This is a genomic window from Bradyrhizobium sp. Kon58 (genome assembly GCF_055807455.1).
This window is the reverse complement of record NZ_JBVVOT010000006.1, coordinates 178,534-191,340: the sequence shown is the minus strand read 5'-3', so window position 1 is coordinate 191,340 and position 12,807 is coordinate 178,534. Positions and strand designations below refer to the sequence as shown.

Genomic DNA, 12,807 nt, shown 5'->3' with positions numbered 1-12,807 from the left:
GCACCGTCTTTTGCAGCCGGAGAGATATTGCGATGAACATGCCCGCTACCAAGATCGAGGTTGAGACCGCGAAGCCCGCGAGCGCTGCCGCGCCGGTCGTCGCGATGACGCCGAAGCGGCCGCCGCGTTCGGAGACTTACGCGCGGATGGCGCGGGAGACTGCCGTGCGCGTCATCCCGCCGCTGGTCGTGATCGCGCTCTTGCTTCTGGTGTGGGAGCTGGTCTGCCGCCGCGCCGGCTCGGCACTGCCGCCGCCGTCGAAGGTGTTCAAGGATACCAAGGAATTGATCCTCGATCCGTTCTTCGATCATGGCGGTATCGACAAGGGGCTGTTCTGGCATCTCTCCGCCAGCCTGCAGCGCGTCGCCTTCGGCTATTCGCTCTCGGCGATTGCCGGCATCGCGCTTGGCGTGCTGGTCGGGCAATCGGTCTGGGCGATGCGCGGGCTCGATCCGCTGTTCCAGGTGCTGCGCACGATCCCGCCGCTGGCCTGGCTGCCGCTGTCGCTCGCCGCGTTCCGCGACGGCCAGCCGTCTGCGATCTTCGTCATCTTCATCACCTCGATCTGGCCGATCATCATCAACACCGCGGTCGGCGTCCGCAACATCCCGCAGGATTATCGCAACGTCGCCGCGGTGGTGCAGCTCAACCCGCTCGAATTCTTCGTCAAGATCATGATCCCGGCCGCCGCGCCCTACATCTTCACGGGGCTTCGCATCGGCATCGGTCTGTCCTGGCTCGCCATCGTTGCGGCCGAGATGCTGATCGGCGGCGTCGGCATCGGCTTCTTCATCTGGGATGCCTGGAACTCCTCGCATATCAGCGAAATCATCCTGGCGCTGTTCTATGTCGGCATCATCGGATTCGTGCTCGACCGCCTGATCGCCGGCGCCGGCAAGATCGTCACCCGCGGCACCGCGCTGAACTGAAGGGGAAGCACATGACCGCTTATCTGAAGCTCGACCACATCGACAAGGTTTTTACCCGCGGCGCGGCCTCCACGGAGGTGCTGAAGGATATCAATCTCACCATCCAGAAGGGCGAATACGTCTCGATCATCGGCCATTCCGGTTGCGGCAAGTCGACCCTGCTCAACATCATCGCAGGCCTGACCAACGCCACCACCGGCGGCGTGCTGCTGGAGAACCGCGAGGTGAACTCGCCGGGGCCGGATCGCGCGGTGGTGTTCCAGAACCACAGCCTGCTGCCGTGGCTGACCGTGTACGAGAACGTCCGGCTCGGCGTCGACAAGGTCTTCGCCAAGACCAAGAAACGCGCCGAACGCGACGCCTGGGTCATGCACAATCTCAACCTCGTGCAGATGGCCCATGCCAAGGACAAGCGGCCCTCGGAAATTTCCGGCGGCATGAAGCAGCGCGTCGGCATTGCCCGCGCGCTGGCCATGGAGCCGAAAGTGTTGCTGCTCGACGAGCCTTTCGGCGCGCTCGACGCACTGACCCGCGCGCATTTGCAGGATTCGGTGATGGCGCTGCATCAGAAGCTCGGCAACACCATTTTGATGATCACCCACGACGTCGACGAGGCGGTGCTGCTGTCCGATCGTATCGTCATGATGACGAACGGGCCGAGCGCGCGCATCGGCGAGGTGCTGGAGGTGCCACTGGCGCGCCCGCGCAAGCGGCTCGAGCTCGCGACCAACACCACTTACCTGAAGTGCCGGCAGCGCGTGCTCGAATTCCTCTATGAGCGTCACCGCTTCGTCGAGGCCGCGTAAACGCGTCACCAACGGATGCTGACGCAACGCCTAATTTTGAATCATCAAGCTCAATCCTTGTGCGCCGCACAGGGATTGAGCGAATCGCAAAATTTGCGTGCGAAATAGTCCTGCGAAAATTCGGAGCACTACGAACAAGCTCCTGAATCTCTTGCGTTTCCGGAATGCGTCCGATTGGCACGGAAATTGAAACACCAACTGCGACGCCAACGACGACGTCCCTCAACATCATCAATCAGCATCGCAACTCGCCACCGGGGTGAAGCCTCGGAGCGCGCCTCCGTGGCCGGAGGCTGAGCCTGCAACGACGCAGCGGTGAGCCTGGAAGGGATACTCAATGACGAAGAATCCAACTTGGATTTCTGACTGGCGCCCCGAAGATGAGGCGTTCTGGAATGCGGGCGGCAAGACCATCGCGCGACGCAACCTGATCTGGTCGATCGTGGCCGAACATATCGGCTTCTCGGTCTGGCTGATCTGGAGCATCGTCACCACCAAGCTGCCGCAGGCGGGCTTCCACTACACCACCGACCAGCTGTTCCAGCTCGTTGCGGTGCCCGGGCTGATCGGCGCGTTGATGCGCTTTCCCTATACCTTCGCGGTGACGACCTTCGGCGGTCGCAACTGGACCATCTTCAGCGCGGCGATCCTGTTCATTCCGACGCTCTCGCTGGCCTATTTCGTCGGCCAGCCCGACACGCCGTTCTGGCTGATGCTCCTGATTGCCTCGACCGCCGGTCTCGGCGGCGGCAATTTTGCCTCCAGCATGACCAACATCTCGTTCTTCTTCCCCGACCGGATGAAGGGGTGGGCGCTCGGATTGAATGCGGCCGGCGGCAATATCGGCGTCTCCAGCGTGCAGCTCCTGACCCCGATCCTGATGACGCTCGCCGTCATCAACCTGTTCCAGGCAACCCCTGTCGACGGTGTTTTCCTGCAGAACGCCGGCCTGATGTGGGTGCTGCCGATCGCGATCGCGGTGTTCGGCGCGGTGTTCTTCATGAACAACCTGAGCACGGCCAAGTCGTCGATCAAGAACCAGCTCGCCGTGGTCAAGCGCAAGCACACCTGGATCATGGCGTATCTCTATATCGGCACGTTCGGCTCCTTCATCGGCTACTCGGCGGCATTTCCGCTGCTGATCAAGACCCAGTTCCCGCAAGTCACAATTGCGATCGCGTTCCTGGGACCGCTGGTCGGCTCGCTGTCGCGGCCGCTCGGCGGCTGGCTTGCCGACAGGATCGGCGGCTCGGTCATCACATTCTGGAATTTCATCGTGATGGCAGGCGCGACGATCGGCGTGCTCTACTTCGTCGGGCACAAGGATTTCATCGGCTTCCTGTCGATGTTCCTGGTCCTGTTCGTGACGACCGGCATCGGCAACGGCTCGACCTATCGCATGATCCCCTCGATCTTCCGCGAGCAGAATCTGTTCAGGGTGCGCGGCAAGGGCGATGCGGAGCGCGCGGCCGCCTTGAAGACGGCGAGCATCGAGAGCGGTGCTGCGGTTGGCTTCATCGGCGCGGTCGGCGCCGTCGGCGGCTATCTGATCCCGACCGGGTTCGGCAAGTCGATCGCCCTGACCGGCGGGCCGCAGCTCGCGCTCGCGATCTATCTCGGCTTCTACGCCTCCTGCCTCGCGCTGACCTGGTGGTTCTATCTGCGTCGCAGCCCGCAGGGTGAAGGCGCGGCAAGCCTCGCCGGAGCGCGTGTCTAACACTTGGTACGAATCTCGCTTCTCCCCGTACGCGGGGAGAAGCATTGCCCGACAGTTTGACAATGAACCTGGTTCGCAATGGCGCGCACCAAGGCAAACCCAACAGGCAGGAGAACATCATGACGCCCGAACAGATCACCCTCGTCCAGCAGAGCTTCGCCAAGGTCGCGCCGATTTCCGCGCAAGCCGCGGTGCTATTCTACGATCGCCTGTTCGAAGTCGCACCGTCCGTGCGCGCGATGTTTCCCGAGGACATGACCGAGCAGCGCAAGAAGCTGATGGGCATGCTCGCCGCCGTCGTTGGCGGTCTGTCGAACCTGGACTCGATTCTTCCCGCGGCCTCGGCGCTTGCGAAGCGTCACGTCGCCTACGGCGCCAAGGCCGAGCACTACCCCGTGGTCGGCGCGACCTTGCTGTGGACCTTGGAGAAGGGCCTCGGCGAAGCCTGGACGCCCGAACTCGCTACCGCCTGGACTGACGCCTACGGCGTGTTGTCCGGCTACATGATTTCCGAGGCCTACGGCGCACAGTCGCAGGCCGCCGAATAGGAGATGCGTTGTGAGTGAACCGCTGGTCATCGTCGGTAACGGTATGGCGGCCGCGCGTCTGGTCGATGAGCTCGCCAAGACCTCGCTCGGCCGCTACGCGGTCGCCGTGATCGGTGAAGAGCCGCGGCTCGCTTACAACCGCGTTCTGCTCTCCTCCGTGCTGGCCGGCGAGACCGGTTCGCACGAGATCGAGCTGCGGCCTGCCGACTGGTGGCGCCATCGCGGCGTCACGGTGCGCTACGGCTATCGCGTTACCGAGATCGACACCGGCCGACGCGAGCTCAAGATCGAAGGCGAAGAGAGCATGGAATATTCCAAGCTCGTGCTCGCCGTCGGCTCGACGCCGCTGCGGCTCAACGTGCCAGGCGCCGATCTCGCCGGCGTGCACACCTTCCGCGACACCCGCGACGTCGATCTGCTGCTGACGCTCGCTGCCGCAAGGAAGCGCGTCGTCGTGGTCGGCGGCGGTCTGCTCGGACTTGAAGCGGCTTATGGCCTCGCCAAGGCCGGAGCGCCCGTGACACTGCTGCACCTGATGGATCGGCTGATGGAGCGCCAGCTCGATGCGCCGGCCGCCGACCTGCTCAAGACGCTGGTCGAGCGCAAGGGCATTCGCATCCTGCTCAATGCATCCACAGCGCGCATCCACGGCGAGGGCCATGTCGAAGCGGTCGAGCTTGCCGACGGCAGCCGCATCGAGGCCGATGCCGTGATCTTCGCCGCCGGAATCAGGCCCAACATCGCGCTGGCAAAGGACGCCGGCATCGCCGTCAACCGCGGCATCGTCGTCAACGACGAGATGCAGACGGCGTCACCAGATATTTACGCGCTCGGCGAATGCGCCGAGCATCGCGGCACCTGCTACGGCCTCGTCGAGCCTGCTTACGAGCAGGCGCGGGTGCTGGCGCGGCATCTCTCCGGCCGTCCCGCGGCCTATCAGGGCAGCGTGGTCTCGACCAATCTGAAGGTGTCGGGCGTCAGCGTGTTCTCCGCCGGCGACTTCATGGGCGGGGAGGGCAGCGAGAGCCTCGTGCTGTCGGACCGCAGGCGCGGCACTTACAAGAAGCTCGTCATCGCCGAGGGCCGGCTCACCGGCGCCCTGCTGATCGGCGATACCGTTGATGCGCTCTGGTATCTCGAACTGATCCGCAACCGCGAAAAGGTGGCGACGATCCGCGCCGACATGATGTTCGGCCGCGCGCTCGCGCGTCCTTCCAAAGCGGCTTGATTGAGGCGGCTTGATATGACGGCGATCGATCCCACGCTCCGTGCCACCAAGACGACCTGTCCGTATTGCGGCGTCGGCTGCGGCGTGCTCGCGACGCCGGACGGCAAGGGCGGCGCGGCGATCGCGGGCGATCCCGATCATCCTGCCAATTTCGGCCGGCTGTGCTCCAAGGGCTCGGCGCTCGGCGAGACCGTCGGGCTGGAAAGCCGGCTGCTCTATCCGATGATCCGCTGCAAGGGCGTGCTCGAACGCGTCGCCTGGAGCGATGCGCTCGATCACGTCGCTCACCGCATGCAGCATATCGTCGCGCGCGACGGCGCCGACGCGGTCGCATTCTATCTCTCCGGCCAGCTCCTGACTGAGGACTATTACGTCGCCAACAAGCTGATGAAGGGCTTTGTCGGCACGGCCAACGTCGATACCAATTCGCGGCTCTGCATGTCGTCCTCGGTCGCCGGTCATCGCCGCGCCTTCGGCGCCGACACCGTGCCCGGCTGCTACGAGGATCTCGATCAGGCTGATCTTCTGGTGTTCGTCGGTTCGAATGCCGCCTGGTGCCATCCCGTGCTGTTCCAGCGCATGCTGAAGAACCGGCAGGAGCGCGGCGCCCGCATGATCGTGATCGATCCGCGCCGCACCGACACCGCGACCGACGTCGATCTGTTCCTGGGCCTCAAGCCCGGCACCGACACGGCGCTGTTCGCCGGCCTGTTCGTTCACCTTGCCGACAATGGCGCTCTGGATCAGGACTACATCGCGCAAAACACGTCGGGCTTTGACGACGCGCTGGCGCGCGCGCGCAGCATCGCCGGCAGCGTCACCGGCACCGCACTGGCGACCGGCCTCTCCGAGCAGGACGTTGCGACCTTCTTCAAGATGTTCCGTGACACGCCCCGCGTCGTCACGCTGTACTCGCAAGGTGTCAACCAGTCGGCGCAGGGCACCGACAAGGTCAATGCAATCCTGAACTGCCATCTCGCAACGGGGCGCATCGGCAAGCTCGGCGCCTCGCCGTTCTCGCTCACCGGCCAGCCCAACGCGATGGGCGGCCGCGAGGTCGGCGGCCTCGCCAACCAGCTCGCCGCGCACATGAACTTCACGCCGCCGGACATCGATCGCGTGCGGCGGTTCTGGAAGGCGCCGCGCATCGCCACCCATGAAGGGTTGAAGGCGGTGCAGCTATTCGAAGCCATCAACCGCGGTGAGGTCAAGGCGCTGTGGGTGATGGGCACCAACCCCGCGGTGTCGCTGCCCGACGCGGACTTCGTGCGCGAGGCGCTCAAGAAGCTCGAGCTCTTCGTGGTCTCCGAGAACGTGCTCTCCAACGATACGGTCGATGCCGGCCCGCACGTGCTGCTGCCCGCGCTGGCCTGGGGCGAGAAGTCGGGCACCGTGACCAATTCCGAGCGCCGCATCTCGCGCCAGCGCTCGTTCCTGCCGGCGCCCGGCGAGGCGCGGCCGGACTGGTGGATCGTGAGCGAAACCGCAAAACGCCTCGGCTTCGGCGACAGTTTTAATTACAAATCCGCAGCCGACATCTTTCGCGAGCACGCCGCGCTCTCGGCGTTCGAGAACGATGGCAGCCGCGATTTCGATATCGGCGCGCTGACCTCGCTCTCCGACGAGGGCTTCGACGCCTTGAAGCCCGTGCAGTGGCCCGCGCGCGAAGGCGAGGCGCCCGGCGAGCGCTTCTTCGCGGCCGGCGGCTTCTTCACCAACGACGGCAAGGGCCGCTTCGTCGCGCCGGAAGTGCCGGCGCTGCGTGGCGAGACCGGACCGTCGCGGCCGCTGCGGCTGAATACCGGGCGCATCCGCGACCAGTGGCACACAATGACGCGCACGGGCCTCAGCCAGCGGCTCGGCGCGCATCTGCCCGAGCCGTTCGTCGAGATTCATCCCGACGATGCCAACAAATACAACATTGTCCATGACGGCTATGCCCGCATCACGACCGACTATGGCCAGTGCACTCTCAAGGCCGTCGTCAGCGACCGCCAGCAGCGCGGCACGCTGTTCGCGCCGATCCACTGGAGTGCGATGAACGCCTCACACGGTCGCGTCGGGGCGCTGGTTGCACCGTTCACCGATCCGTTCTCGGGGCAGCCGGAGTCCAAGGCGACACCAGCCGCGATCATGCCTTATGAATACGTCTTCCGCGGCTTTGCGTTGTCGCGCAAGCAGCTGGAGCTGCCGCCGAACCTGATGTGGACCCGCGTCACTGTTACCGGCGGCTTCGGCTATCTCTTCGCCGACAATGCGGATCTGTCGCGCTGGCCGGCCTGGCTCGGTGGCGTTGCCGGCGAGGACGTCGCCGACTATCGCGATTTCGGCGGCGGCGTCTACCGCGCGGCGTCGTTTGCCGGCGACCGCATCGAAACCTGCCTGTTCGTCGGCCCCGCGCATGATGCCGGCGACTGGGAGGTGGTGAAGAGCCTGTTCGTCGCCGACCACGTCACCGACGAGCAGCGGCGTATGCTGCTGTCGGGCAAGTCCAGCGAGGGCGCGGCTTCGACCGGTCCGGTCGTCTGTGCCTGCTTCGGCATCGGCCGCGGCACCATCTGCGACACCATCGTCGCAGGCGCGCGCACGGCCGCCGAGATCGGCGCAAAGCTCAAGGCCGGCACCAATTGCGGCTCCTGCATCCCCGAGCTGAAGCGCCTGATCGCGACGACCGAGGTGGCGCCGGCGAAGCAGACCAAGCGCGCAGGCGCGGCGGGGTAGAGGCGACTTTCTCGCTCGTCGCCGCATACTCCGCCGTCATCGCCCGGCTTGACCGGGCGATCCAGTACGCCGAGACGCCTGTGATCAAGCGGTAAGGCCACGGCGTACTGGATTCCCCGCTTTCGCGGGGAATGACAGCGAGGGTGGGGCGCTATGCCTCCGCCCAATCGACGCAGGCCCCATTGTGCCCTATGGTGCCGCGCTCTCCCATCAACAACGATAAAAAAAACAATGATGTACCTGGAAACGCCGCCGCGCCTGATCGAGACCAGAATATTCTCCGCCATGCCCGACAAATTCCGCCGCAAGGGCGAGCGGACGGATTGGGCCGATGCCAACCGGCCGGGTGTGCCGACGGACTCCTTCATCGAAGGGCCGTCGTTCGACAGGGATGGCAATCTCTACATCGTCGACATTCCCTTCGGCCGGATATTCCGCATTGCGCCTGATGGCGAATGGTCGCTGGCGGTCGAATATGAGGGCTGGCCGAACGGGCTGAAGATCGCGGCCGACGGCCGTATCCTGGTCGCCGACTACAGGAACGGCATCATGGAGTTCGACGCCAAGGCAGGGCGGATGGCGCCGGTGCTGACCTCGCGCAACTCGGAGTCCTTCCGCGGCTGCAACGATTTGCATCTCGCGTCCAACGGCGACATCTATTTCACCGACCAGGGACAGACCGGCCTGCATGACCCGAGCGGCCGCGTCTATCGCCTGACGCCAGGCGGCCGGCTGGATTGCCTGATCGATACCGGCATCAGTCCGAATGGTCTGGTGCTCGATCCAACCGAGACCGTGCTGTTCGTCGCGATGACGCGCGACAACGCGGTGTGGCGGTTGCCGTTCATGAAGGACGGCAGCGTGTCGAAGGTCGGCCGCTTCTGCTCGCTGTTCGGTACCAGTGGCCCCGATGGCTTGACCATGGATGCCAAGGGCCGGCTGTTCGTGGGTCACGCCTCGCTCGGCCATGTCTTCGTGTTCGCGCCCAACGGCGAATTGATTGCGCGGGTGAAATCGTGTGCCGGGCCGAATTGCACCAATGTCGCGATCGGTGGCACGAAGAAAGATCGGCTCTATATCACGGAGTCCGCGACCGGTAGCGTGTTGGTCGCCGACATCGGCGTATTGAACTCTTGAGCGCGATGGCGGTTGCCTGAGCGAACGAGCGGCATCGGAGCGATTATGAACACAAAACCCTTCGGCAAAACCGGCGCCAGCGTCGCCGTCATCGGGCAGGGCACCTGGTACCTCGACCATGGCGATCGCAAGCGCGCGATCGCGGCGCTTCAGCGCGGGCTCGATCTCGGCATGACCCACATCGACACCGCCGAGATGTATGGCGATGCAGAGCTCGTCATTGCCGATGCGATCGCGGGCCGACGCGACGAGGTGTTCCTCGTGTCGAAGGTGCTGCCGAGCAACGCCTCCCGCCGCGGAACCGTCACCGCCTGTGAGCGCTCGCTGCAGCGGCTGAAGACCGATCGGCTCGACTGCTATCTGCTGCATTGGCGCGGCTCGTATCCGCTGGAGGACACCGTGGCCGCGTTCGAGGACCTGGTGAAGGCCGGCAAGATCAAATCCTGGGGCGTTTCCAATTTCGACGCCGATGATCTCGACGAGATGCTCGACGCCGCCGGCGAAGACCGCATCGCCTGCAATCAGGTGCTCTATCATCTGAAGGAACGCGCGATCGAGCACGCGGTGATCCCGTGGTGCGAACAGCATGGTGTCGCCGTGGTCGCCTATTCGCCATTCGGCCACGATGATTTCCCTGAAAGCAGCAGCAAGGGCGGCGCGGTGCTGGCGCGCATCGCGGAGGCGCGTCGCGCGACGCCACGCCAAGTCGCGCTGAGCTTCCTCACCCGTGCGACTACGGTGTTCGCGATCCCGAAGGCGTCGTCCGCGGAACATGCCGGCGAAAATGCCGCGGCCGGCGATCTCGTGCTGACGAAAGACGAGATCGCGGCGCTCGATGCGGCGTTTCCGCGCGGTCCGAAGCCGCGCGGCCTGCCTATGCTGTAGTGCACAAACGCCTATTCTTAATGGAGTCTTGACGCGCGCGGACGTGAGCGCATATCGGCATCCTGTTTTCGGAAGTTGTGAAAGCGGCGCAATTATCGTTTTTTACGATCATTCCCGATTCGCATTCCTAGGTTCCAGCCGTGACCCCGCCGCCCGCCGCAGCCGCAAGGCTCGACAGTATTCCCATGCCTATGCCGGAAAAGAAGCCGCAGGCGCGCCGCGCGCCCGCGCGCGTCGATCATCCCTTCAAGGGCATCGCGCTGGTGCTGCTGTCGACGATCTTTCTCGGTTGCTCCGATGTCACCGCGAAATATTTGTCGTCGAGCCTGCCGTCGATCGAGATCACCTGGATCCGCTTCGTGACGTTTGCGCTGATGTTTACGCCGGTGATGCTGCCGGGCTCGCCGCTTCATGCCATGCGCACCGAGCGCCTCGGCCTGCAGCTGATGCGCGGCGCGGCATTGCTCGGCTCTTCGCTGTTCTTCATCACCGGCCTGAGCTTCCTGCCGATCGCGGAGGCGTCCGCGACCGGCTTCGTCTCGCCGCTGTTCGTCACCGCGCTCTCGATCGTTTTCCTGAGCGAGAAGGTCGGCATGCGCCGCTGGATCGCGACCGCGATCGGCCTGACCGGCGTGCTGATCATCCTGCGCCCGGGCTCCAGCGCGTTTCACGCCGCCGCGTTCTTCCCGATCGTCTCGGCATTCTGCTGGGCCGCGGCGCTGATCCTGACGCGCATGATGAGCGGGCGTGAAGCCGTCCTCACCACGATGGCTTATTCGGCGCTGACCGGCGTTGCGATCCTCTCTCCGATGGTACCGTTCGTCTGGGTCACGCCAACCTGGACCGCGATCGGGCTTGGCATCGTGATCGGCGTCGCCTCCACCGTCGGCCAGTGGATCATCGTCCTGGCCTATCGCTACGGCGATGCCTCGGTGCTGGCGCCGTTCTCCTACACGCAGTTGCTCTGGGTCAGCATTTTGGGCTTCTTCCTGTTCGGCGAAGTGCCTGATGTTTGGACCGTCACCGGTGCGGCCTTCATTGTCGCCAGCGGCCTCTACATCGCCCATCGCGAGCGCATCCGCCGCGCCCAGCTCCTGATCATGGAAGAGCGGTCCCCGAACCCCTGACGCAAGTTCACGCGTCCGCTTCGTGCTATCAATGGCTCAACAAGCCGGGAGGAGCCGAATGCGCGCTGCGATTTTCAGGAACGGTGAGATTGTCGTCGACCGTATGGCGGAGCCAAAGCCGGGCCCCGGCCAGGTGCTGGTCAAGACGCTCGCCTGTGGCATCTGCGGCTCGGACCTGCACGCGCGCCAGCACGCCCATCGCATGGTGGAGATGGCGCGAAAGAGCGGCCGCAAGCCGATGGATCTCGCCCGCGACGTCGTGTTCGGCCATGAGTTCTGCTGCGAGATCGTCGATTACGGCCCGGGCACTGTGCGCAAGCTGAAGTCGGGCACGCGCGTCTGCTCGCTGCCGGCCCTCGTGACGCCGCAGGGCATCGAGGGCATTGGCTATTCCAATGATAATATTGGCGGCTATGCCGAGGCGATGCTGCTGAGCGAAGCGCTGCTGCTCGAGGTGCCCAACGGTCTGGCGCCGGAGCATGCCGCGCTCACCGAACCGCTCGCGGTCGGCGTTCACGCCGTCGCCAAGGCCAACATCCGTGGCGGCGAGGTGCCGCTCGTGATCGGCTGCGGACCGGTCGGACTGGCGGTGATTGCGGCGCTGAAGCTCAAGGGCCTGCATCCGATCGTCGCCGCTGACTATTCGCCGGCGCGGCGCGCGCTTGCGGCAAAACTCGGTGCCGATATCGTCGTGGATCCAAGGGTGTCGCAGCCCTATGCGACCTGGGCCGAGCATGCGCAAATGTCGGACGCGGAAAAGGCGGCGCGCCCGCCGTTCCAGGCGATGCTGCCCGCGCTGAAGCCCGCGATCATCTTCGAATGCGTCGGCGTGCCCGGTCTCTTGCAGCAGGTGTTCGAAGGCGCGCCGCGCGATGCCAGGATCGTCGTGGTCGGTGTGTGCATGGAGACCGACAGGAGCGAGCCCATGCTCGGCATCATGAAGGAGCTCAACGTTCAGTACGTGCTCGGCTACACGCCGGACGAATTCGCAGCCTCACTGCGCCTGATCGCGGAAGGGCAGGTGGATGCGGCGGCGATGGTAACTGCGGAAGTCGGCATCGACGGCGTCGCGAAAGCGTTTGCCGATCTCGCCAATCCCGAAGTCCACACCAAGATCATCGTGCAGCCTTGGCGGTGAGGCCTTACACCGGCAGCGCGATCGAATATTTCACCTGGCTGAGCGCAAAGCTGGACTCGATCGAGGCGATGCCGTCGAGCCGGGTCAGCTTGGTCTTCAGGAAAGTCTCGTAGGAAGCGAGGTCGGCTGCGACCACGCGCAGGAGGTAGTCGCGGTTGCCGGTCATCAGATAGCACTCCAGCACCTCGTCCCATTTCGAGATCGAGCGCGCGAAGCGGTTGAGATCCTCCTCCTTCTGCCGCGCCAGCTTGATCGAGATGAAGACGCTGACATGCAGCCCCAGCGCCTTCTGGTCGACGGTCGCGATGTAGCGCGAGATGACGCCGCGCTCCTCCAGCAGCTTGACCCGGCGGTGGCAGGGCGACACCGACAGCCCGACCTTGTCGGCCAGCTCCTGCATGGTCAGCCGGCTGTCGTTCTGGAGGTAGCTGAGGATTTTGCGGTCGATGGCGTCGAGGGCGGGCATTGGGATGAACCTGTCGTTTTTACCGATCGATTGGTAGGCTATCCCAATATTGGCTGGTATTGCGCGAAAAATTGAGAAGTTTGGCGCTTCCCGCACGGGTATCAT

Annotated in this window: 11 protein-coding genes; 10 read left to right on the top strand and 1 reads right to left on the bottom strand. The window is 64.6% G+C overall.

Features of this window, described 5'->3' with window-relative positions; all coding sequences use genetic code 11:
* Positions 1 to 32 precede the first annotated feature (32 nt).
* From ntrB to AC0L20_RS13750, 10 genes are all read left to right on the top strand, one after another.
* Entirely contained in the window at positions 33 to 929 is an 897-nt protein-coding gene (gene ntrB, locus AC0L20_RS13795) for a nitrate ABC transporter permease (protein ID WP_473288956.1), read from the top strand.
* Between the two features lie 11 nt (positions 930 to 940).
* Positions 941 to 1,735, top strand: a complete 795-nt coding sequence (locus tag AC0L20_RS13790; protein WP_473288955.1) for an ABC transporter ATP-binding protein — start codon at positions 941 to 943, stop codon at positions 1,733 to 1,735.
* A 337-nt stretch (positions 1,736 to 2,072) separates the two neighbouring features.
* Positions 2,073 to 3,452, top strand: coding sequence for an MFS transporter (locus tag AC0L20_RS13785; RefSeq protein WP_473288954.1), 1,380 nt, complete (start codon positions 2,073 to 2,075; stop codon positions 3,450 to 3,452).
* Positions 3,453 to 3,571: 119 nt separating this feature from the next.
* Positions 3,572 to 4,000 carry a globin family protein gene (locus AC0L20_RS13780; RefSeq protein WP_106942933.1) on the top strand — a complete coding sequence of 143 codons (429 nt, stop codon included), beginning with the start codon at positions 3,572 to 3,574 and terminating at the stop codon, positions 3,998 to 4,000.
* Between the two features lie 10 nt (positions 4,001 to 4,010).
* Positions 4,011 to 5,228: an NAD(P)/FAD-dependent oxidoreductase gene (locus AC0L20_RS13775; RefSeq protein WP_473288953.1), complete on the top strand. Its 1,218-nt coding sequence runs from the start codon at positions 4,011 to 4,013 to the stop codon at positions 5,226 to 5,228.
* 15 nt (positions 5,229 to 5,243) lie between these two features.
* The gene (locus AC0L20_RS13770) at positions 5,244 to 7,949 is read left to right on the top strand and encodes a nitrate reductase (RefSeq protein WP_473288952.1); all 2,706 of its coding nucleotides are present in this window, start codon (positions 5,244 to 5,246) and stop codon (positions 7,947 to 7,949) included.
* 234 nt (positions 7,950 to 8,183) lie between these two features.
* Positions 8,184 to 9,086, top strand: coding sequence for an SMP-30/gluconolactonase/LRE family protein (locus AC0L20_RS13765; RefSeq protein ID WP_473289057.1), 903 nt, complete (start codon positions 8,184 to 8,186; stop codon positions 9,084 to 9,086).
* Positions 9,087 to 9,131: 45 nt separating this feature from the next.
* Positions 9,132 to 9,971, top strand: a complete 840-nt coding sequence (locus AC0L20_RS13760; protein WP_473288951.1) for an aldo/keto reductase — start codon at positions 9,132 to 9,134, stop codon at positions 9,969 to 9,971.
* Between the two features lie 185 nt (positions 9,972 to 10,156).
* Complete coding sequence (locus AC0L20_RS13755) at positions 10,157 to 11,098, top strand: DMT family transporter (protein WP_473288950.1); 942 nt, start codon at positions 10,157 to 10,159, stop codon at positions 11,096 to 11,098.
* Between the two features lie 58 nt (positions 11,099 to 11,156).
* Entirely contained in the window at positions 11,157 to 12,236 is a 1,080-nt protein-coding gene (locus AC0L20_RS13750; protein WP_473288949.1) for a zinc-binding dehydrogenase, read from the top strand.
* A 4-nt stretch (positions 12,237 to 12,240) separates the two neighbouring features.
* On the opposite strand, the gene AC0L20_RS13745 is transcribed toward AC0L20_RS13750, so the two are convergent.
* Positions 12,241 to 12,702 carry an Lrp/AsnC family transcriptional regulator gene (locus AC0L20_RS13745; RefSeq protein ID WP_473288948.1) on the bottom strand — a complete coding sequence of 154 codons (462 nt, stop codon included), beginning with the start codon at positions 12,700 to 12,702 and terminating at the stop codon, positions 12,241 to 12,243.
* Positions 12,703 to 12,807: the final 105 nt, after the last annotated feature.